This window comes from Agromyces sp. CCNWLW203 (assembly GCF_036576125.1).
GTDB lineage: Bacteria > Actinomycetota > Actinomycetes > Actinomycetales > Microbacteriaceae > Agromyces.
Genome location: NZ_JAZHYX010000005.1, coordinates 117,908 through 137,826, shown reverse-complemented (window position 1 = coordinate 137,826; position 19,919 = coordinate 117,908). Strand labels below are relative to the sequence as shown.

Genomic DNA, 19,919 nt, shown 5'->3' with positions numbered 1-19,919 from the left:
CGACGAGGGCGGCGTGGTTCGCCGCCCGGCCGGGTGGCGCGAGTCTATTGCCGCTCGGGCGTCACGGCCAGAGGCCGGCGTCGGCACGCCGTTGCACGGTGCGACCGGCAAGTAGGCTGGAGGGCATGTCGAAAGTCCTCTCCAGCCTGCCCGTCGGCGAACGCGTCGGCATCGCCTTCTCCGGCGGCCTCGACACCTCAGTCGCGGTCGCGTGGATGCGCGAGAAGGGTGCAGTTCCCTGCACGTACACGGCCGACCTCGGTCAGCCCGACGAGCCCGACGTCGAGGCCGTTCCCGGTCGCGCCATCGAGTACGGAGCCGAGATCTCCCGCCTCGTCGACTGCCGGGCCGCGCTCGTCGAAGAGGGCCTCGTGGCGCTGCAGTGCGGCGCCTTCCACATCCGCTCGGGCGGCAAGGCGTACTTCAACACAACGCCGCTCGGCCGCGCGGTCACGGGCACGCTGCTCGTGCGCGCGATGCTCGACGACGGCGTCGACATCTGGGGCGACGGCTCGACCTACAAGGGCAACGACATCGAGCGGTTCTACCGCTACGGCCTCATGGCCAACCCGCGCCTGCGCATCTACAAGCCGTGGCTCGACGCCGACTTCGTCACCGAGCTCGGCGGCCGCGCCGAGATGAGCGAGTGGCTGCAGCAGCGCGACCTCCCCTACCGCGCCTCCGCCGAGAAGGCGTACTCGACCGACGCGAACATCTGGGGCGCGACGCACGAGGCCAAGGTGCTCGAAGAGCTCTCCGAGGGCATCACCACGGTCGAGCCGATCATGGGCGTGAAGTTCTGGGACGAAGACGTCGAGATCGCGACCGAAGACGTCACGGTGCGCTTCGAGCAGGGCCGCCCCGTCGCCCTCAACGGCGTCGCGTTCGATGACGCCGTTGCGCTCGTGCTCGAGGCGAACGCCATCGGCGGCCGTCACGGCCTCGGCATGAGCGACCAGATCGAGAACCGCATCATCGAGGCGAAGTCGCGCGGCATCTACGAGGCACCGGGCATGGCCCTGCTGCACATCGCCTACGAGCGCCTCCTGAACGCGATCCACAACGAAGACACGATCGCGAACTACCACAACGAGGGCCGCCGACTCGGCCGCCTCATGTACGAGGGCCGCTGGCTCGACCCGCAGTCGCTCATGCTCCGCGAGTCGATCGTGCGCTGGGTCGCCTCGGCCGTCACGGGCGAGGTGACGCTCCGCCTCCGCCGCGGCGACGACTACACGATCATGAACACGACGGGTCCCTCGCTCAGTTACCAGGCCGAGAAGCTCTCGATGGAGCGCGTCGGTGACCAGGCATTCGGCCCTGAAGACCGCATCGGGCAGCTCACGATGCGCAACCTCGACATCGCCGACTCACGTGCCCGCCTCGAGCAGTACGCGAAACTGAACCTCGTGGGCGGCGCGACGGCAGCGCTCGTCGGCGACCTCACGGCCCGCGATGCCGCGGAGATCCTCGCGGGTCCGGCAGAATCCGAGCTCGAAGCGGCGACGGATGCCGCGAACGAGGCGTCTGCGTTCGACCTCGGCACCGACTGACGCCGGGCGAGCACGGGCCTCCGCGGCGCTTGCGGGTGCTCGTCCGCCGCGCCCGCGGCGCGAGATCACTCGGGCGAGCCGTCCCCCCGGGCGGCCCACCCGAGCTGTCGATCGCTTCCCCCTGCTGATCGACCGCCGAGCCGGGCAGATGCTCAGCTCGGAGGACGTTCTCCGGTGCAGCCGTTCTCGGCGAATTCAGGGTCGCCGCGACCCTCGAACCAGGTCGCTGTTCCGTGGTCGTCGTACCAGAAGCCGGGATACACGTCTTCCTCGTCCTGGTGCTTGGCATGCGCCTTGACGACGGCGATCTTGGCGGTCTCGATGAAGACGAACGGGTTCTTGTCGCTGTGGGTCGCGTGGCAGTACGGCACCTTGTGGTCGCCGTCGACCGGTGAGGTCGCGTTCGCGACCGCGCCGGCCCCGAGCACGCTGATCGCGATGAACGGCAGCGCGGCGATCCCCGCCGTCAGGCGGCGTGTGGTGGTTGACATCGGTGAGTCTCCCCTCGACTCGGGTTTACAGGTGCCGCCGCGAGAAGAGCGCCGCAACCGGCGTGGATGCCGGAGTCGGTGGGTAACGCGCACACCTGAAGGGTAGGCCGATGCTGCGCAAGCGGCGTACCCCAAACCGGGGGACGCCGCTGACCGCGGATGAACCGGTCAGGCAGCCGTCTGCTGGTGCGCAGCCACCCGCCAGGAGCCGCCCTCGATGAGGTACGTCGTCGACATGCGGAGGTTCACGGTGTCGTCGCCGCGACGGGCAACGGCCCGGTAGACGAGGATGCCGGCACGATCGCCGAGCCGGATCACCGCCGGCTCGTGCAGGTGGTACTCGTCCCACGGCGGAGCGCTCCGCATCGCCGTGAGGATCTCGTCGCGCCCGAATGCGGCGCCGTCGACGATCATGAGCGCGTCACGGGTCATCGCACGCTGGTAGTGCTCACCGCCCCGGCCCTCGACGAGCGCCCGCCATCCGGCGTGCTCTTCATGCATGAGTCGAGCGGGCAGATCGTCAGTGATCTCGGTCATGCCCCAACGGTAACCGCGAACGGATGCCGCGGGAAGAGGCCGCGCGAAACGACCGCGAGACGACCGCGATCAGAGCCATCCCTTGCGCTTGAAGATCACGTACAGCACGCCCGCGAACCCGAACATGAGCACGAGTGCGAAGGGGTATCCCCAGCCCTGGCCGAGCTCGGGCATGAAGGTGAAGTTCATGCCGTAGATGCCGGCGATGAGCGAGGGGGCGAAGATGATGGCCGCCCAGCTCGAGATCTTCTTCGACTGCTCGCTCTGCGCGAGCGCGGTCTCGGAGAGAGTTCTCGTCTCCTCGTTCTGCCGCTGCGCAACGAGTGTCGAGTGCACCTGCAGGGCGTTCTGCAGCAGTTGGCGGAACGTGTCGCCGCGCTCGACGATGCGGATCACGTGGTCTTTCACGTCGCGCAGGTACCGCTGCAGCTCGAGGTCGACGGCGTACTTCTCGAAGCCGCGCTCGAGGGCGTCGAACATGACGACGAGCGGCCGCGTCGCCCGCTGGAACTCCATGACCTCGCTCGCGAGGTCGTAGATGCGCCGGGTGACCGCGGGGTCGCCCGAGAAGAGCTGCTCCTCGATCTCGTCGATGTCGTTCTCGAGACCGGAGTCGACCGGGGTGTACTCGTCGACGACCTGGTCGAGCACGGCGTACAGGACCGCCTCGGGGCCCTTGGCGAGCAGCTCCGGCGAGGACTCGAGCCGGTGGCGCACCTGGGCCAGGTTCGGCGACTCGGCATGGCGGATGGTGATCGCGAAGTCGGGTCCGATGAAGATGTGCAGCTCGCCGAACTCCACCTGCTCGACGTCGTCGAGATAGCGGGCGGGACGCAGCACGATGAAGAGCGTGTCGCCGTAGCGTTCGAGCTTGGCCCGCTGGTGGCCCTTGCGGGTGTCCTCCACGGCGAGCGGGTGCAGGCCGAACTCCGCGGCGAGTGCGTCGAGTTCGGCGTCGGTGGGCCGGTAGAGCCCGATCCACGCGAAGCCGCCGTGCTCGGCGCGTCGCTCGAACGTCTCATCGAGGGTCGCCGGAGTCGCGACGCGCGTGCCGTCGCGGTAGATCGCATTGTCGATGACCGTCATCGGGCCCAGTCTGTCAGGACTCCGGCACGGCGTGCGTCAGCACCCACGAGTGCATCGCGATCGCCGCGGCGGCGCTCGCGTTCAGCGAGCGGGTCGAGCCGTACTGCGTGATCTCGACGATCGCGTCCGCCGCGGCGGTGGCCTCGGGTGAGAGGCCCGGCCCCTCCTGCCCGAAGAGCAGCACGCAGCGCTCGGGCCACGCGAACGCCTCGATCGGCACGGACCCCTCGACGTTGTCGACGGCGATCACGGGCACGGATGCCTCGTGCGCCCATTCGGCGAAGGCCGCGACATCCGGGTGGTAGACGACGTGCTGGTAGCGGTCGGTGACCATCGCGCCCCGCTTGTTCCAGCGGCGGCGGCCGATGATGTGCACGGTGTCGGCGGCGAAGGCGTTGGCACTCCGCACGATCGAGCCGATGTTCATGTCGTGCTGCCAGTTCTCGATGGCGACGTGGAACGGGTGCCGGTGTTCGTCGAGGTCGGCGACGATCGCCTCCATGCGCCAGTACCGGTAGCGGTCGATGACGTTGCGGGTGTCGCCGTGCTCGAGCAGCTCGGTGTCGAAGTGCGGCTCCTCCGGCCACTCGGCCTCGCCGCCCGGCCACGGCCCGACGCCGTGGGTCAGGCCGGGCTCGTCGCCGCTCGATTCGCTGGGCTCTGCGTTCACCCTGCCACGCTATCCGTCTTCCAGTGCCGCTACTGCACCTGATCGGTCGGGCGAACGAGCATCTCGTTGACCGAGACGTGCTCGGGCTGGCCGAGCGCGTAGATGATCGCCGCGGCGATGTCGTCGGGGCGGAGGGTGCGCATCGACGCCGCGATCTCGGCGGCTGCAGCCTGCATGGTCGGATCAGTGATGTGGCTCGTAAGTTCGGTGTCGACGAACCCCGGTTGGATCACGATCACGCGGACTCCCCGGCGCGTGACCTCCTGCCGCAGCGACTCGGAGAAGGCGCCGATGCCGAACTTCGTGGCGGCGTACACGCCGCTGCCGAGCGAGGCAGACCGTGCGGCGGTCGACGACACCTGCACGACCGCGCCCTTCGACTCGAGCAGGAACGGAAGGGCGGCGTGCACCGCATACATCGAGCCGAGGAGGTTCGTGTCGACCATGCGCCGCCATTCGCTCACGTCGGCGTCGAGGATCAGGCCGCTCTGCATGAGGCCCGCGTTGTTCACGAGGGCGTCGAGCCGGCCGAAGTGACCGACCGTCTCGCTCACGGCGCGCTGCACCGACACCGGGTCGGTCACGTCGAGCTGCAACGGCACGACCTCGCCGGGTGCCGCCTCGACCAGGGATGCGAGGCGGTCGATGCGGCGAGCGCCGATGGCGACCTGCGCGCCTGCCGCCGACAGGGCCAGCGCGGTGTCGCGGCCGATGCCCGACGACGCCCCGGTGACGAGCACGACCTTCCCGTCGAGCGGGCGCTGCACGTCACGGGATGCTTCGGAGTTCACTACGGGTCCTTTCAACGGTGTCTTCTCCCGGCGGTCGCGTTACGCCGGCGTGCCCTCGAGCGCCACGTTCGGGCGACCGCCGGCGTCGACCCAGTCGTCGTACCGGGTCGGTGCGATCGTCGCGTCGGGGCCGGGAAGCAGCTCGCGCTCCTCGAGGTCGGTGCCGAAGTACCGGGCGAGCGGATCGACCTTCACGTCGCGCAGGTCGTTGCGGTCGCGCAGGCGCCGCCGCACGAGCTCCTCGAGCCGGAACTGCTCTGGGCCGGCGAACTCGACGACCCGGTTCGCCGGCGCCTCGACGGCGACCGAGGCCACCGCCGCCGCGACGTCGTCGGCGGACATTGGCTGGAACAGCGCCCGCGAGAGTCGCACGACGTTTCGGTTCGTGCCGGCATCGGCGATGTTCGCGATGAACTCGAAGAACTGGGTCGCGTGCACGATCGTGTAGGGCCTGCCCGACTGACGGATGAGCCGCTCCTGCGCCGCCTTCGCGGCGAAGTAGCCGCCCTCGGTGCGCGCGAGCCGGTCGGTGCCGACGACCGAGAGCGCCACGTGATGGGGCACGCCCGCCGCGGCGCCGTACGTGAGCAGGTTCAGGGTCGAGCCGTAGAAGAACTCGTTCGCGGCCACCTCGTCGAGGTAGTCGGAGTTCGAGACGTCGATGAGCGCCTCCGCACCGGCGAGAGCCTCCGCGAGGCCCTCGCCGGTGTAGGAGTTGACACCCGTCGCGCGCGACGCGACGACCACGTCGTGGCCGTCGGCGACGAGCCGGGCCACGAGTCGCGTGCCGATGAGGCCGGTGCCGCCGATGACCGAGATGCGCATGGCGGGCTACTTCACCGGAGCCGACTGGGCGGCGAGCCATTCGGCGAACGTCGTCGTCGAGAGCTCTGCGCCATCGCTCGTCGGCACGAGTTCGGTGCCCGTTAGCTTCGTGCCGAAGTACGGCGCCTCAGGGTCGCCGATGACCGTACGGGAGTCGCCCTTCGCGGTCAGTCCGACGCGCACGAACTCGTCCTGGCCGAAGCGCTCGGGCCCGCCGATCTCGAGCGTGCCGTTGATCGGGTCACCGGCGGCGACGCGGGCGACGGCGGCCGAGACATCCGCTGCCGCGATCGGCTGCATGAGGCCGGTGCTGAGCCGGGCCACGCCGTCGACGGTCGCCTCGTCGGCGATGCGCCCGGCGAACTCGAAGAACTGCGTCGCCCGCACGATCGAGAACGGCACGCCGGACTCCTCGATGAGCCGCTCCTGTGCGACCTTGGCGCGCAGGTAGCCGCTCGCCGGCAGCAGCTCTGCGCCCACGATCGAGAGGGCGACGTGGTGCGTCACGCCCGCCTCGCGTTCGGCGGCGAGCAGGTTCGACGTCGACGTCGTGAAGAATGCGAGCACATCGTCGTCGGCGAATGACGGCGAGTTCGACACGTCGACGACGACGTTCGCACCCGCGAGCACGTCGGCGACCCCTTCGCCGGTGATGGTGTTCACCCCGGAGTTCGGCGACGCGGCGACGGCCTCGTGGCCGTGCTCGGCGAGGTGCTCGACGACCTTGGAACCGATGAGGCCGGTGCCTCCGATGACGACGATCTTCATGACTGGGTGCCTTCCGTCAGGGCCGCGGCTCTTCTCCGCTGCCGTCATGAAGCTCAGACCGGGTACCCACCGGATCTGTGACGACGCTTCTGAAATTCGTCAGTCGACCTCGGGTCGGCGGCGATTCCAGCCGGCGAGCTTCAGCGGCGAGGTGCAGAGCCACAGGGTCGCGATCGCGGTCGTACCATCGATGCCGAGCACGCCGACGACCTCTCCGGTCGGTCGTCGAAGCGCGAGACCCGCCTGCCCGTTGACGTGCACCGTGAGCCACGAGGCATCCGGATGCCGCGTCTGGTGGCTGTGGAGTTCGCGGATGACGTGCCGGCGTCCGCGCAGCTCGCCGCCGGCCTCATCGCCGGAATCGACGACGATGGTCACGTCGCGGTGCAGGGCACCCGCCAGTGCCAGCTCGTCTCCATGGTCGAGCGCGGCACGCAGGCGGGCGGCGAGGTCATACGGCGGCACGAGCGGTCACTGCCCCGAGCTTGTCGGGGTTCATCATCCACAGGACCTGATCGATGCCCTGCGCACCGACGACCAGGGTGATCACGGCGAACGTGGCGCCGTCCTTCGAGAGCGTCACCGACGCCTGGCCGTTCGTGTCGGCCTCGGTGATCTCCACGCCGTTCCAGAAGTGCGTGTGGAAGGCGCGGATGAACTTCGCGACGCGCTCGCGCCCGACGACCGGGAACTTCGACGCGCGCACGACCCCGCCACCGTCGGTGTACGACACGACGTCTGCGGAGAGCAGGTGCTCCAACTCGTGGAGGTCGCCGGTCTTCGCGGCCGCCAGGAACGCGGTGAGGAGCCGACGCTGTTCGGACTGGGATACTTCGCGCCGGCGTTCGCCGGTGAGGTGCTTCCGCGCGCGAGAGACGAGTTGCCGGGCCGCTGCCTCGGAGACCTGGACGATCTCGCAGATCTGCTCGTACGGGTAGGCGAACGCCTCGCGCAGCACATAGGCGGCCCGCTCGGTCGGGGTCAAGCGCTCGAGCATCACGAGCACGGCGAAGCCGAGCGCCTCGGCGCGCTCGGCGCCGAGGGTCGGGTCGGCACTCGTATCGACCGGCTCCGGCAACCACGGACCGATGTAGGTCTCGCGCCGGCTCCGCGCCGACTGCAGCGCGTTGATCGCGAGACGCGTCGTCGCCGTGGCGAGGAAGGCCGGCGCGTCCTGCACGACCGTGCGATCGGTGCCCTGCCATCGGAGCCACGCCTCTTGCACGATGTCCTCGGCCTCGCTCGCACTGCCGAGCATGCGGTACGCGATGCCGAAGAGCCGCCCGCGCACGGCCTGGAAGACGGCGAGCGCATCGGCGAGGTTCGCTTCCATGATCTGATCCTGTCAGTCGGTGGACGGACGTCAACAGTCCTTCCAACTGAGACCGGATGGGCGGCGCGCTTGTGACACCCTCCGGAAAAATCAGTCGGGGATTCTCGGCGGGTCGTGCCGGCGACATCGGGTGCACGAGTCCGCGAACGGCCCCGTGCACCCGATGTCGACAAGACGCGCGGATCGCCGCCTATGCTGCCACGCGCTCGTCGCTCACGCTTCGAACCGCCTCGAGGATCGTGGCTGCCACGGCCTCGGGCTGCGAGACACTGACGGCGTGCGAGGTGCCGGTCAGCTCGGTCGTACCGCGCGAGCCCGCGCGTACGGCGCCGGCGCGGTGAACGGCGACCGGGATGTTGCGGTCCTCGCTGCCGAAGACGTGCCATGACGGGCGATCCTTCCAGCCGGGGATCGCCGCCTGCACGGCATCCGTGAGCGCCGCCTCGGTCACCGGGCGCTGGGTCGCGCCCATCAGGCCCGCGACCTGCACGGGCACGTCGGCCGCGAACTGGTCGCGGAACAACGGGCGGCGGATCACGAACTCGATGCCGCCCGTCGAGACCGGGCGCGCGTCGAGGGCGTCGCCGAGCGTCGAGCCGGGCTCGCTGGCCGAGAGCGAGAAGGCGCTGTCGCCGGGTTCGGGCACGAACGCCGCGGCATACACGAGGGCGGCGACCTGGTCGTTTCCAGCGGATGCCTCGCTGATCACGAGGCCGCCGTACGAGTGGCCGACGAGCACGACGGGCCCGTCGATCGAGGAGATCACGTCGCGGACGTAGGCGGCGTCTCCCGCGAGGCTGCGGAGCGGATTGGCGACCGCGACCGAGGTGACGCCCTCGGCGTAGAGGGCCGCGATGACCCCGTTCCAGCTGGCGGACTCGGCGAATGCGCCGTGCACGAGCACGACGGTCGGCTTCTGATCTGACATGGCTGTTCCCCTTCTCGAACCGTTCCCGCCGTCTGCGGGGCGATATCAGCTCAGACCGAACGGGCCGGCCGGTTGTGACCGGACCACTCTCGGGCTGCCGCGTCTCTGGCTGCCGCGTCACAACTCGAGTGCCGGCCCGGTCATTGCTGATGACAGGCTCGGCCGAGTCGTGAGGCAAGAGCGGGAACACCGGGTTTCAGGCGGCTTCGACAGAGGTTGCGCCAAGCAGAGTACGACTGGTCCCACCCGCCGCCGGTGCCTGTCGCCTTTCGTGATCGAGCGTTGGAGGACATGATGAGCGCAACGAACAGTGACCAGCGGATCGAGTACCCCGATGCGGCCGGGTACCCCGACGGGGCCGGCTTCCTCGACGAGGGCACCGTGACCCTCATCGACGAGGCGACGGCCGGCACCGTGCGCGAGGTCGACCGGCCCTCGGCGGACACCGACGCCGAGATCATGGTGCACCACCATGTCGACGAGCGGGTCTACGCCGCGACCATCGACGGCCGGCAGATCGCGAGCTTCCGCTACGACCTGGTCGATGGCCGGATCATCGTGCTCACGACGACCGTGGCCCCCGAGTTCCGCGGGCGCGGCATCGCTGCAGACCTCATCGCCGATGCGCTCGATGACATCCGCGAACGAGGGCTGCACGTGACCGTGCGGTGTCCGGTCGTCGCGGCGTTCATCGCCCAGAACCTCGAGTACGCGGACCTGATCGCACCGGAGCAGTAGCACGCCCGAGTGCGGGGGCGACGCGGTTCGTCGAGTCCCAGATGCCGACGGCGGAGATCGCACCGCCGATGAGCATCGCGATCGCCGACGACGCCACGAGCCGGTGGAAGCTGTCGAGATCGATGCTCACGGATCCGCCCAGCGTCGCGGCGAGCGCGATGGCGATCAGGCCGGCCACTCGGGAGACCGCGTTGTTCGTCGCGGAGGCGATGCCCGCGTGCGACGGTTCGACCGCGCCGAGGATCGTCGCGGTCAACGGTGCGACCGTGACGGCCATGCCGAGTCCGAAGACGATCACGGCGGGAAGCACCTGCGTGAGGTAGTCGGCCTCGTCGGTGATGGCGAGCATCAGCGCGAAGCCGCCGCCCGCGATCACGGGCCCGACGCCCATCAGCAGTCTGGGGCCGACGCGGCCGCTCAGTCGTCCGATGTACGCGGAGAGGCCGATCAGCACCAGGCTCGACGGGACCATCGCGAGACCGGTCATCGTGGCCGAGTACCCGGCGCTCTGCTGCAGGAACACCGCGAGCGCGAACGTGCCCAGCGAGAGCCCGGCGTAGATGAAGAACGTCGCGACGTTGCCGACGGAGAAGTTCCGCGCGCGGAAGATCGCCATCGGCAGCATCGGTTGCGGCGTCCGCAGTTCCCACGCGACGAACGAGACAGCGCTGATGAGACCGACGACCGATGCACCGACGATGAGCGGCGACCCCCACCCGAATCGCGGGAGTTCGATGAGCACGAACACGGGCAGCCCGAGCCCCGCGACGCCGAGCAGCGCGCCGACGATGTCCACGTGCGCGGCGGACGATCGGGGCGGGTCGTTCTCGAGCCGATGCGCGAGCACCACACCGAGTGCGATGGGCAGCACGTTGATGCCGAACACCCATCGCCACGACAGCGAATCGACGAGCACCCCGCCGAGCGCCGGCCCCGCGATGGAGGCGATGCTCGTGAACGCGGTCCAGAGCCCGATCGCACGGCCCTGCTTCTCAGTGCTGAAGGCGTCGAGGATCAGGGCGAGCGAACTCGGCACCAGGAGGGCGCCGAAAACCCCCTTCAGGCCGCGCACGAGGATCAGCGTCTCGACCGTCGGCGCGACCGCGCAGGCCACGGACGTGAGCCCGAACCCGACGAGGCCGGTCATGAGCACGCGCTTGCGGCCGAAGACGTCGGAGAGTGAGCCGGCAAGCAGGATGAACGCCCCGAGACTCAGGAGGTAGGCGTCGACGATCCACTGCTGCGACGCGAGCCCGCCACCGAGTTCGTCGCTGATCGCCGGCAGCGCCACGTTCACCGCGCTCCCATCCAGGAACGCGGTGAACGAGGCGAGGATCGCCACGACCAGCACGGTGCGCTGAGGCGCGGTGGTCCAGGTGGCCATCATCATCCTCAGGCGCGACCGAGGGCCTTGCGCAGCACGTGCACCGCCTGCTCGACCGCGGCCGTGACGGCGGGCGAGGGGCGGAGCGGGTTCAGCATCATGAAGTCGTGCACCGTGTCGTTGTAGCGCACGCTCGTGGTGCGGACGCCGGCCTCCACGAGGCGCCGCGCGTACGCTTCGCCCTCGTCGCGGAGCACGTCGTTCTCGTCGGTGATGAGGAACGTCTCGGGGAGACCGGTCAGCTCTTCGGTCGTCGCGCGAAGGGGCGATGCGGTGATGTCGGCCCGCTTCGCGACATCCGGCAGGTAGCTGTCCCAGAACCACGCCATGGCGGCGGCCGTCAGGTACGGGCCGTCGGCGAACTCGCGGTAGCTGTCGGTGTCCTGGGCGGCATCGGTCACGGGGTAGTAGAGCGACTGGTGCACGAACGACACGTCGCCGCGCTGCTTCGCGAGGATCGCGACCACCGCGGTCATGTTGCCGCCGACCGAGTCGCCGGCCACCGCCAGGCGCGTCGCGTCGAGCCCCTTCTCGGCCCCGGACGCCGTGATCCATTGCGCGGTCGCGTAGGCCTGCTCGATGGCGACCGGATGCTGCGCCTCCGGCGAGCGATCGTATTCGACGAAGACGACCGCGGCATCGACCCCCACGGCGATCTCACGCACGAGCCGGTCGTGGGTCGCCGCGTTGCCGATGACCCACCCGCCGCCGTGGATGTACAGGATCGTCGGCAGCAGGCCGGTCGAACCGACCGGCTTGACGATCCGCACCTGCACGTCGCCGACGGCAGCGGGAACGGTGATCCACTCCTCGTCGACGTCGGGCTTCGCGATCGGGACGGCCTGCAGGTCGTCGAGGACCTTGCGGGCGCCGTCGGCGCCGAGCTGATAGAGGAACGGGGGCGTCGAGGTCGCGTCGGCGATCGCCTGCGCCTCGGGGTCGAGAACGTGCGTGGTCATGATCGTGCCTTCCAGATCGAGTGGTGCTGCGAACGGCGCACCCGGCGGATGCCCCTGCCCACTACGACCGGGCGGCACGTCGAGCTGTGACGGGCGTCACAACCGTCGGCCGATGCCGGTCGAAGCTCGTGACGGGTTCCGTCGGAACCTGATGCGGGCAACGTGAAGGAGCACACCATGAGCGCGACACCCCGACTCGAGCCGCTGCGACACGTCGCGACGCCGCACCTCGACGTCGCCTACTTCGAGGCCGGGCCCGAGGACGGGCAGCCGGTACTGCTGCTGCACGGATTCCCCTACGACATCCACAGCTACATCGATGCGGCACCGGCGCTGGCCGCCGCCGGCTTCCGCGTCATCGTGCCCTACCTCCGCGGGCACGGCGACACTCGATTCCGCACCACCGCCGTCCCGCGGAGCGGCCAGCAGGCGGCTCTGGGGCACGACGTCATCGAGCTCATGGACGCGCTCCAGATCCCGCAGGCGATCCTCGCGGGATACGACTGGGGCGGCCGCGCCGCGTGCGTCGTCGCGGCGCTCCGACACGAGCGCGTCACCGCGCTCGTCTCCGTCAACGGCTACCTCATCCAGGACATCAGCACGTCGATGCAGCCGATCCGGCCTGACCTGGAGGCGGGGTTCTGGTACTTCTTCTACTTCCTCACCGAGCGGGGCCGTGCGGGGCTGACCGAGAACCGCCGCGGCATCGCGGAGGTGATCTGGCGTCGCAACTCCCCCGACTGGGCATTCGGCGATGCCGACCTCGACCGCGCAGCAGCGGCCTTCGACAACCCCGACTTCGTCGACGTCGTGATCCACTCCTACCGGCACCGGCTGTTCCACGTGCCCGGTGCACCCGAGTACTCCCGCCTCGAGGCGCAATTGGCGCAGCTTCCCTCGATCACCGTGCCGACGGTCACCCTCGACGGACTCGCCGACGGCAATTTCCCCGCGCGGGACGCCGCAACCGCCGGTGCTCGCTTCACCGGCCCGCACGAGCATCGGCAGGTTCCCCACGCCGGCCACAACCTCCCCCAGGAGGCGCCGTCGGACTTCGTCGCAGCGATTCTCAGCGCGGCAGAGCTGGCGGAACGGCGGCCCGCTGCCACCGCGGTCGCCGACTGACGATGATCACGCGCACGCGGACGACTGGGTGAGCACGATCTCCAGCCGGCGTGCGTCGCCCCCGCGTGCGGCGCTCATGAACGCGCGGAAGAGCCGTTGATGCGCTGAGCGGTCGACGGCTCGCTCCGTCGCGACCGCGAGGTGCTTGCGGGCACGGCTGACGAGTTGCCGGGCCGCAGCCTCGGTCGTCTCGATGAGGGCGGCGATGTGCGTATAGGGGTAGTCGAACCCCACGCGCAGCACGAAGGCTGTTCGCTCGGCCGGCGTGAGCCGCTCCATCATCAGGTACGTGGCGCGTTCGAGGGCTTCCGCCCGCTCGACATCGGCGCCCGGTTCCTCCGACGTGGCAGCCGCGCCGTCGAGCAACGGCTCGAAGGATGTCTCGTGGCGCACCCGGGCGCTCTGCAGCACGTTGATCGCGGCGCGGGTCGTGGCGGTCGCCAGGTAGGCCATCGGCTCGCGGACGCTCGCCCGGTCGCACAGCTGCCAGCGCAGCCAGACGTCCTGCACGACGTCCTCGGCCTCGACGGGGCTCCCGAGAATCCGGTAGGCGATGCCGAAGAGGCGGCGTCGGCCCTCGATGAAGGTCGTCAGACCGAATGCGGCGTCCGGCGCCGGAGCGAATGCAGTGGATCCCATGGACCCCACACAATCGGGAAGGCGTGCACGACGAGTGCAGTGTCAGTGCATCGGCAGACCAGGCGAATGCACTGACCTCAGGAGGCCGAACGACGTTCCATCTCGACGATGGCGTCTTCGATCCACGCGCGCAGGACCGCCCCCTCGCTCCCTCCCTTCGTCATGAAGTCCTCGTGGTCCCGCACGAGTCGTTCGAAACGCTCCCTCGCCTCGTATGCCTGCTCCCGCTGGCCTGCACCGGCTGAGGCGATCGCCGTCGCCATGGCGCCGTACACCTGGATCATCGCGTCGAGCGAGTCGTGCGTGGTCTGGAGGAGGTCGAGGCTCTCGCTGAACTCTCCGCGCCTGGCGAGCGTGATCGCCCGATAGACCGCCACGTAGGGGGCCAGGTACTCCGACTTGGACGCGGCGACGTGCTGATCCGCTTCGGCGGTGACTTCGAGGAGGAGATCGTCGGTGGCGCCGGACATCAGGACTGCGTAGGCATACGTGACGAGCGAGATCGCGAGGATGTCGGATCGCTCCGACCGTCGCGCGGCCTCGACCGACTGAGCGGTCAGCGTCAGTCGTGTCGTGCCGTGCTCGAGGATGTGGCCGAGGTTGCGGAGCGTGTTGGATTCGCCCGCATGGTCACCCCAGGCACGGTAGGTCTCGAGCACCCGTTCGAGATGGTGCTTCGATTCCTCCTCCCGACCGCACATGCCGAGGTTCACGGCAAGGTCGCGGCGAAGTTCGACCTCGAGACGTTCATCGCCGCACCGCTTCGCGGCGTCGACGGCCTCGGCGATCACCTCGATCATGATGGACGGCGCGTCGACGGCCTGACGCATCGGACGCCAGTCGAGCGCCATCAGCGCAGCTTCGCGGTCGAGCCCCAGTGAGAGCGCGATGGAGAACGTCTCCAGAACGGCCCGCCGCTCCGCGAAGAACCAACGGACCGCATCATCGGAAGATGCGAAGTCCGAGATCGCATCCGGTACCGGCGGCAGTGTCTCCACTTCGACGACGGGCTTCCTGCCGAAGGACAGGAATGCGCGACGCGTCATATGGACGTAGTGGCCGACGAGCCGACGTTGCGCCTGCACCCGTTCGTAGGAGCCCTTCGCCAGCTCGTGCGCGTAGATGCGGAGCAGGTCGTGCACCGCGAACTCGCCCTTCGCCACGATCACGAACAGGTTCGCACCGACCAGTTCGGTCAAGGCCCGCGTGGTGCGTGCCAGATCGAATCCGACGATGCTCGCGAGCGCCGCGCGGGGATGGGTCACACCCGGATGCACGGAAGCCAAGCGGAACAACCGGGCGGCGTCCGCCGAAAGCACGCGATACGACCATTCGAAGGTCGACCTGAGATCGTTGTCGGGGTCGAGCGAAAGGGCGTCGAGCGCCGACGCGGTCGCCGAGAGTCCGTCGGCGACATCCTGCATCGCCTCGCCGGCGCCGGAGGCGGAAGCCGCAGCGAGTGCCAGAGCCAGGGGCAGACCGGCGCAGGATGCGACGATCGAATCGGTCGAGGCCGGGTCCGATCGAACTCGGGCCTCACCCAACCTCCTGACCAGCAGTCGCCGCGACTCCTCATCGGTCAGCCGGCCCAACGGCACAGCGACCGCGCCGTCTTGAACGACCAGCCCGGAGAGGTTCGATCGGCTCGTGACCACCACGAGGCAGCCGGGCACACCAGGGAGCAGAGATCGCACCTGTTCGACATCGGCGGCGTTGTCGATCACCAGGATCATGCGCCGGCCGCCGACAGCTCGGCGGTACGCCTCACGCAACGGGCCGGGGCCGCCCTGGACGTCCGCGACCGAGCCGCCGAGATCGGCGAGCAACTGCCCCAGTGCCTCCTCGTCCGACACCGCCTCGCCGCGCGGCGCGTACCCGTGCAGGTTGATGAACAGCTGGCCGTCGGGGAACCGTGCCGCGATCGAGTGAGCCCACTGCACCGCCAGCGTCGTCTTGCCGATGCCGGCCATCCCGCTGATCACGAGAATCGCGGGCTCGCCCCGCAACGCGTTCGCCGCCGTCTCGTCGAATTGCGTGCGAATGCCTTCCCGGTCCAGTACTGCGGCCTGCGCGAGCGGAAGCTTTCGAGGCCCGTCCGTTCCGGATACGGCAGGCGCGTTCTCGCTCAGGATGTCGTCGACCGCAGCCTGCAGTTCAGTGCCGGGCGCGATCGAGAGCTCCTCCCACAGGCGACGCCTGGCGCCGTCGTAGACCGCGATGGCGTCTGCGCGGCGACCGCACCGCGCGAGCAGCGTCACCAGCCTGGCCTGCAGGCGCTCGTCCAGTGGCGCATCGACGGCGATGCGTTCCACGCCGGCGACGAGTGACGACGGATCACGAAGCTCGAGCCCGTACTCGGCGGCGTCGATCGCAAGGGCGATGCGGTCGCGCTCGGTCGCGGCGAATGCGGGGCGAGCCAAGGCCTCCCACCCGAGCCCGCTGAACGGCGCACCCGCTGCGAGTTCGAGCGCCTCGAGGTATCGGGATGCCGCATCGGCACCGGTGGACCGTCGCGCCATCGCCCACAACTCGGTGACACGCTGGAGGTCGGTACGGACCACTGCCGGATCGAGCCGGTAGCCCTCCCCCGCCCCGAGCACCGCGGTGCCCGTAGCCCGAGCGGGCAGCTCGGGATCGAGCAGGCGTCGCAGCTCGCCGACGTGTCGCTGCACCTGATTGACCGCGGTCGAGGGGGGTTCGTCGCCCCACAGCGAGTCGACGAGTTCGCCGATCGAGACGGTCGTGCCGCGGGCGGCGATGAGGCTCGCGAGGATGAGCCGCTCGCGGGGCGGTCGAGTCGTGAGATCGACGTCGGGGCTGAGCAGGCGCATACCGCCGAAGACCACCACCGAAACCGTCTGGTCGGCGTGGCCGGAAGGAGCTGGGAAGGAGGTCAACGCAACCGCCGATCGACCCACGAGGCGTGAGCGGCACCAGAATATCGACCTCGGCGAGGGCTTCGGCGCCTTTCATTGCATTTTGTGTCACAAGACGGCGCAGACACGGTCGCCCGAATGCGAGCAGCGTACTTTTCGGTGCGCCGAAATCTTGCTATCTTTTCGGTATGCCGAAAACGCTCGACGACGAGACCACCAAGAACGAGCCCGACCCCGTGCCCTCCCCCACCGGTGAGGCCGCCGGGCAAGGCGGGCGCGCGACATCCGTGCCCCGTGTCGCCTGGCTGATCGGTCCGGCGCTCGTCGCAGGCGTCGCCTACCTCGACCCCGGCAACGTCGCGAGCAACATGACCGCGGGCGCCCAGTACGGCTACCTGCTGGTGTGGGTCGTCGTGCTCGGCAACGTCATGGCGTGGCTCATCCAGTACCTCTCTGCGAAGCTCGGCATCGTCACCGGGCGGAGTCTGCCCGAAGTGCTCGGCGGGCGCATCCGCAACCGCTGGGGCCGCCGCGCCTACTGGCTGCAGGCCGAGCTCGTCGCGATGGCGACCGACCTCGCCGAGGTGATCGGCGGCGCGGTGGCGCTCAACCTGCTCTTCAACGTGCCGCTCGTGTGGGGCGGGCTCATCACGGGCGCCGTCTCGATCGGCCTGCTCGTGCTGCAGTCGCGGCGGGGGCCGCGCACCTTCGAGTTCGTCATCATGGGGCTGCTCATCATCATCGCGATCGGCTTCACCGTCGGCGTGTTCGTGGCACCGCCCGACCCGGCCGGGCTCCTCGGCGGCCTCGTGCCCCGCTTCGCCGACGCGAACTCGGTGCTGCTCGCGGCATCCATCCTCGGCGCCACGATCATGCCGCACGCGATCTACGCGCACTCGGCGCTCAGCCGCGACCGTTTCGTCACGCGCGGAGCCGCGTCGCTGTCGACCTCCCCTTCGGCAGCGACGCACAAGCCCGCGTGGCACGGCTTCGGCATCAGGCGCGGCACGGATGTCCCCGAGCTCCTGCCCGGCACCGCGACCGACGTGCCGACCGGGCTCCTGCTCCGCGCGACCCGCTGGGACGTCTCGATCGCGATGGCGATCGCCGGCACCGTGAACCTCTGCATCCTGCTGCTCGCCGCGGTCAACCTCGCGGGTGTCGAGGGCACCGACAGCCTCGAGGGCGCCTACGCAGCACTCGGCGTCGCGCTCGGCCCGGTCATCGCGACGCTCTTCGCCGTCGGCCTCCTCGCGTCGGGCCTCGCGTCGACCTCGGTCGGCGCCTACGCGGGCGCCGAGATCATGCACGGCCTGCTGCGGGTGCGCGTTCCGCTCATCTTCCGCCGGCTCGTGACGCTCATCCCCGCACTCGCGATCCTCTGGCTTGGCTTCGACCCCACCCTCTCGCTCGTGCTGAGCCAGGTCGTGCTCTCGTTCGGCATCCCCTTCGCCCTCGTGCCCCTCGTGGCCCTCACGGCGAAGTCGGGCGTGCTCGGCCGGTGGAGGAACCACTGGGCGACGACGGCGGCGGGCATCGCGGCATCCGTGTTCCTGATCACGCTGAACGGCGTGCTGCTCTGGCTCGTGTTCACGGGAGCCTGAGCTCGAGAGACGCGCCAGATAGTCTGGGGCCGATGCCCAGCAGCAAGAATCCCGCGATCGAGGACTACCTGAAGACGGTGTATTCGCACACCGAATGGCAGCCCGACCCCATCACACCCTCGGTGCTCGCCGGCAAGCTCGGCGTGGCCCCCTCGTCGGTCACCGAGATGGTGAAGAAGATGGCTGCGCAGGGCCTCGTCTCGCACGTGCCCTACGGCGCCGTGCGGCTGACCGACGCGGGCACCGTGCAGGCGCTCGCCGTCGTGCGCCGCCACCGCCTCATCGAGACGTGGCTCGTGAACGAGATGGGGTACGGCTGGGACGAGGTGCATGACGAGGCCGAGATCCTCGAGCACGCCATCTCCGACCGCCTGCTCGAGGCGATCGACGCACGGCTCGGGCGGCCCCTGCGCGACCCGCACGGCGACCCGATCCCCTCTGCCGACGGCGTGCTCGCCCGCGAGCCCTCGCTCCTCCTCGCCGAGGCTCCGGCCGGCCACACCGGCACGATCCTGCGCATCAGCGACCGCGACCCCGAGGTGCTGCGCGAGCTCGACGAATCGGGCGTCGGCCCCGGCATCGAACTCGAGGTGACGGATGCCTCGGCCGCGCGCATCCTCGCGACTGCACGGGTCGCGGGGCGCGCGGTCGACCTCGAGCTCGCCCGCGAGGTCGCTGCTGCCATCTGGGTCACGGCGTAGCCGCTTCGGAGCGCTCGGCCTGATCGCGTCACTGCCCGATCACGTTGCCGCGCGACATCCGCTCGACATCGTGCCGTGACCTGCGCGGCCTAGGCTGGGAGCATGTCACGACGTGAAGAAGTCGAGTGCTGGCTCACCGACATGGACGGCGTGCTCGTGCACGAGAACCACGCACTGCCGGGCGCAGCCGAGCTGCTGCAGCAGTGGGAGGACGCCGGCACGCCCTACCTCGTGCTCACGAACAACTCGATCTTCACCGCACGCGACCTGTCGGCGAGGCTCCGCTCGTCGGGCCTGAACGTGCCCGAAGACCGCATCTGGACGAGCGCGCTCGCGACGGCCGACTTCCTGAAGCAGCAGGTGCCGGGCGGCACCGCGTTCGTCATCGGCGAGGCCGGCATCCTCACGGCGCTGCACGACGCCGGTTTCGTGATGACCGAGACCGCGCCCGACTTCGTCGTCGTGGGCGAGACCCGCAACTACTCGTTCGAGGCGATCACGAAGGCCATCCGCCTCATCGGCGCGGGCGCCCGTTTCATCGTGACGAACCCCGACGCCACGGGTCCGAGTGCCGACGGCCCGCTGCCCGCGACCGGCGCCATCGCCGCGCTCATCACGAAGGCCACGGGCAAGGAGCCCTACGTCGTCGGCAAGCCGAACCCGATGATGTTCCGCTCGGCGCTCAACAAGATCGGCGCGCATTCCGAGAACACCGCGATGATCGGCGACCGCATGGACACCGACATCGTCGCGGGCATCGAGGCGGGCCTGCACACGATCCTCGTGCTGACCGGCATCAGCGACCAGGCCGAGATCGAGAAGTACCCGTTCCGCCCCGACGAGATCCTGGGCGGCGTGGCCGACCTCGTCGAGGCGGTTCCGGCCGAGACCGAGCTGTAGACCGCTCAGAG

The 19,919-nt window shown here is 69.6% G+C and carries 20 protein-coding genes; 6 read left to right on the top strand and 14 right to left on the bottom strand.

What is annotated here, in order from left to right; translation table 11 throughout:
- Positions 1 to 125: 125 nt before the first annotated feature.
- Positions 126 to 1,553 carry an argininosuccinate synthase gene (gene argG / locus VPH61_RS12820; RefSeq protein ID WP_332063892.1) on the top strand — a complete coding sequence of 476 codons (1,428 nt, stop codon included), beginning with the start codon at positions 126 to 128 and terminating at the stop codon, positions 1,551 to 1,553.
- Between the two features lie 152 nt (positions 1,554 to 1,705).
- On the opposite strand, the gene VPH61_RS12815 is transcribed toward argG, so the two are convergent.
- The 10 genes from VPH61_RS12815 to VPH61_RS12770 all read right to left on the bottom strand — a co-directional run bounded on the left by VPH61_RS12815 (position 1,706) and on the right by VPH61_RS12770 (position 8,982).
- Entirely contained in the window at positions 1,706 to 2,044 is a 339-nt protein-coding gene (locus VPH61_RS12815) for a hypothetical protein (RefSeq protein WP_332063891.1), read from the bottom strand.
- 168 nt (positions 2,045 to 2,212) lie between these two features.
- Positions 2,213 to 2,581, bottom strand: a complete 369-nt coding sequence (locus VPH61_RS12810; protein WP_332063890.1) for a nuclear transport factor 2 family protein — start codon at positions 2,579 to 2,581, stop codon at positions 2,213 to 2,215.
- A gap of 69 nt (positions 2,582 to 2,650) precedes the next feature.
- Positions 2,651 to 3,667: a magnesium and cobalt transport protein CorA gene (locus tag VPH61_RS12805; protein WP_332063889.1), complete on the bottom strand. Its 1,017-nt coding sequence runs from the start codon at positions 3,665 to 3,667 to the stop codon at positions 2,651 to 2,653.
- A 13-nt stretch (positions 3,668 to 3,680) separates the two neighbouring features.
- Positions 3,681 to 4,337 (bottom strand): TrmH family RNA methyltransferase, encoded by a 657-nt coding sequence (locus tag VPH61_RS12800; protein WP_332063888.1) that lies wholly within the window; start codon positions 4,335 to 4,337, stop codon positions 3,681 to 3,683.
- Between the two features lie 29 nt (positions 4,338 to 4,366).
- Positions 4,367 to 5,128 (bottom strand): SDR family NAD(P)-dependent oxidoreductase, encoded by a 762-nt coding sequence (locus VPH61_RS12795; RefSeq protein ID WP_332063887.1) that lies wholly within the window; start codon positions 5,126 to 5,128, stop codon positions 4,367 to 4,369.
- Between the two features lie 39 nt (positions 5,129 to 5,167).
- Positions 5,168 to 5,953, bottom strand: coding sequence for an SDR family oxidoreductase (locus VPH61_RS12790; protein ID WP_332063886.1), 786 nt, complete (start codon positions 5,951 to 5,953; stop codon positions 5,168 to 5,170).
- A 6-nt stretch (positions 5,954 to 5,959) separates the two neighbouring features.
- Positions 5,960 to 6,721 carry an SDR family oxidoreductase gene (locus tag VPH61_RS12785; protein ID WP_332063885.1) on the bottom strand — a complete coding sequence of 254 codons (762 nt, stop codon included), beginning with the start codon at positions 6,719 to 6,721 and terminating at the stop codon, positions 5,960 to 5,962.
- Between the two features lie 99 nt (positions 6,722 to 6,820).
- The gene (locus VPH61_RS12780) at positions 6,821 to 7,186 is read right to left on the bottom strand and encodes a hypothetical protein (RefSeq protein ID WP_332063884.1); all 366 of its coding nucleotides are present in this window, start codon (positions 7,184 to 7,186) and stop codon (positions 6,821 to 6,823) included.
- The gene (locus tag VPH61_RS12775) at positions 7,173 to 8,054 is read right to left on the bottom strand and encodes an RNA polymerase sigma-70 factor (RefSeq protein WP_332063883.1); all 882 of its coding nucleotides are present in this window, start codon (positions 8,052 to 8,054) and stop codon (positions 7,173 to 7,175) included. Before VPH61_RS12775 ends, VPH61_RS12780 begins: the two co-directional genes overlap by 14 nt.
- 190 nt (positions 8,055 to 8,244) lie before the next feature.
- Complete coding sequence (locus VPH61_RS12770) at positions 8,245 to 8,982, bottom strand: alpha/beta fold hydrolase (RefSeq protein WP_332063882.1); 738 nt, start codon at positions 8,980 to 8,982, stop codon at positions 8,245 to 8,247.
- Between the two features lie 294 nt (positions 8,983 to 9,276).
- Between VPH61_RS12770 and VPH61_RS12765 the strand changes: the two genes are divergently transcribed.
- Positions 9,277 to 9,720: a GNAT family N-acetyltransferase gene (locus VPH61_RS12765; protein WP_332063881.1), complete on the top strand. Its 444-nt coding sequence runs from the start codon at positions 9,277 to 9,279 to the stop codon at positions 9,718 to 9,720.
- On the opposite strand, the gene VPH61_RS12760 is transcribed toward VPH61_RS12765, so the two are convergent.
- Positions 9,671 to 11,104 carry a DHA2 family efflux MFS transporter permease subunit gene (locus tag VPH61_RS12760; RefSeq protein ID WP_332063880.1) on the bottom strand — a complete coding sequence of 478 codons (1,434 nt, stop codon included), beginning with the start codon at positions 11,102 to 11,104 and terminating at the stop codon, positions 9,671 to 9,673. The two genes, VPH61_RS12765 and VPH61_RS12760, sit on opposite strands and share 50 nt — an antisense overlap.
- 8 nt (positions 11,105 to 11,112) lie before the next feature.
- Positions 11,113 to 12,063, bottom strand: a complete 951-nt coding sequence (locus VPH61_RS12755; protein WP_332063879.1) for an alpha/beta hydrolase — start codon at positions 12,061 to 12,063, stop codon at positions 11,113 to 11,115.
- 177 nt (positions 12,064 to 12,240) lie between these two features.
- Here VPH61_RS12755 and VPH61_RS12750 point away from each other — a divergent pair, with 177 nt between their 5' ends.
- A complete protein-coding gene (locus VPH61_RS12750) occupies positions 12,241 to 13,188 on the top strand; it encodes an alpha/beta fold hydrolase (protein WP_332063878.1) in 948 nt (315 codons plus the stop codon).
- A gap of 6 nt (positions 13,189 to 13,194) precedes the next feature.
- On the opposite strand, the gene VPH61_RS12745 is transcribed toward VPH61_RS12750, so the two are convergent.
- On the bottom strand, positions 13,195 to 13,827 hold the full coding sequence (locus VPH61_RS12745) for a sigma-70 family RNA polymerase sigma factor (RefSeq protein ID WP_332063877.1): 633 nt from the start codon (positions 13,825 to 13,827) through the stop codon (positions 13,195 to 13,197).
- A 77-nt stretch (positions 13,828 to 13,904) separates the two neighbouring features.
- Positions 13,905 to 16,658 (bottom strand): AfsR/SARP family transcriptional regulator, encoded by a 2,754-nt coding sequence (locus VPH61_RS12740; protein ID WP_332064102.1) that lies wholly within the window; start codon positions 16,656 to 16,658, stop codon positions 13,905 to 13,907.
- 233 nt (positions 16,659 to 16,891) lie between these two features.
- Here VPH61_RS12740 and VPH61_RS12735 point away from each other — a divergent pair, with 233 nt between their 5' ends.
- The 3 genes from VPH61_RS12735 (at position 16,892) to VPH61_RS12725 (ending at position 19,908) form a co-directional block, all read left to right on the top strand.
- Entirely contained in the window at positions 16,892 to 18,307 is a 1,416-nt protein-coding gene (locus VPH61_RS12735; protein ID WP_332063876.1) for an Nramp family divalent metal transporter, read from the top strand.
- Positions 18,308 to 18,339: 32 nt separating this feature from the next.
- Complete coding sequence (locus VPH61_RS12730; protein ID WP_332063875.1) at positions 18,340 to 19,008, top strand: metal-dependent transcriptional regulator; 669 nt, start codon at positions 18,340 to 18,342, stop codon at positions 19,006 to 19,008.
- A 102-nt stretch (positions 19,009 to 19,110) separates the two neighbouring features.
- Positions 19,111 to 19,908, top strand: coding sequence for an HAD-IIA family hydrolase (locus tag VPH61_RS12725; RefSeq protein ID WP_332063874.1), 798 nt, complete (start codon positions 19,111 to 19,113; stop codon positions 19,906 to 19,908).
- The last annotated feature ends 11 nt before the right edge of the window (positions 19,909 to 19,919 follow it).

Coding starts and splice junctions, on each gene's coding strand:
- VPH61_RS12815 (WP_332063891.1), bottom strand. CDS start 2,044: ATGTCAACCACCACACGCCGCCTGACGGCGGGGATCGCCGCGCTGCCG.
- VPH61_RS12725 (WP_332063874.1), top strand. CDS start 19,111: ATGTCACGACGTGAAGAAGTCGAGTGCTGGCTCACCGACATGGACGGC.
- VPH61_RS12735 (WP_332063876.1), top strand. CDS start 16,892: ATGCCGAAAACGCTCGACGACGAGACCACCAAGAACGAGCCCGACCCC.
- VPH61_RS12745 (WP_332063877.1), bottom strand. CDS start 13,827: ATGGGATCCACTGCATTCGCTCCGGCGCCGGACGCCGCATTCGGTCTG.
- VPH61_RS12755 (WP_332063879.1), bottom strand. CDS start 12,063: ATGACCACGCACGTTCTCGACCCCGAGGCGCAGGCGATCGCCGACGCG.
- VPH61_RS12805 (WP_332063889.1), bottom strand. CDS start 3,667: ATGACGGTCATCGACAATGCGATCTACCGCGACGGCACGCGCGTCGCG.
- VPH61_RS12730 (WP_332063875.1), top strand. CDS start 18,340: ATGCCCAGCAGCAAGAATCCCGCGATCGAGGACTACCTGAAGACGGTG.
- VPH61_RS12785 (WP_332063885.1), bottom strand. CDS start 6,721: ATGAAGATCGTCGTCATCGGAGGCACCGGCCTCATCGGTTCCAAGGTC.
- VPH61_RS12770 (WP_332063882.1), bottom strand. CDS start 8,982: ATGTCAGATCAGAAGCCGACCGTCGTGCTCGTGCACGGCGCATTCGCC.
- VPH61_RS12790 (WP_332063886.1), bottom strand. CDS start 5,953: ATGCGCATCTCGGTCATCGGCGGCACCGGCCTCATCGGCACGCGACTC.
- VPH61_RS12760 (WP_332063880.1), bottom strand. CDS start 11,104: ATGGCCACCTGGACCACCGCGCCTCAGCGCACCGTGCTGGTCGTGGCG.
- VPH61_RS12740 (WP_332064102.1), bottom strand. CDS start 16,658: ATGCGCCTGCTCAGCCCCGACGTCGATCTCACGACTCGACCGCCCCGC.
- argG (WP_332063892.1), top strand. CDS start 126: ATGTCGAAAGTCCTCTCCAGCCTGCCCGTCGGCGAACGCGTCGGCATC.
- VPH61_RS12810 (WP_332063890.1), bottom strand. CDS start 2,581: ATGACCGAGATCACTGACGATCTGCCCGCTCGACTCATGCATGAAGAG.
- VPH61_RS12775 (WP_332063883.1), bottom strand. CDS start 8,054: ATGGAAGCGAACCTCGCCGATGCGCTCGCCGTCTTCCAGGCCGTGCGC.
- VPH61_RS12765 (WP_332063881.1), top strand. CDS start 9,277: ATGAGCGCAACGAACAGTGACCAGCGGATCGAGTACCCCGATGCGGCC.
- VPH61_RS12750 (WP_332063878.1), top strand. CDS start 12,241: ATGAGCGCGACACCCCGACTCGAGCCGCTGCGACACGTCGCGACGCCG.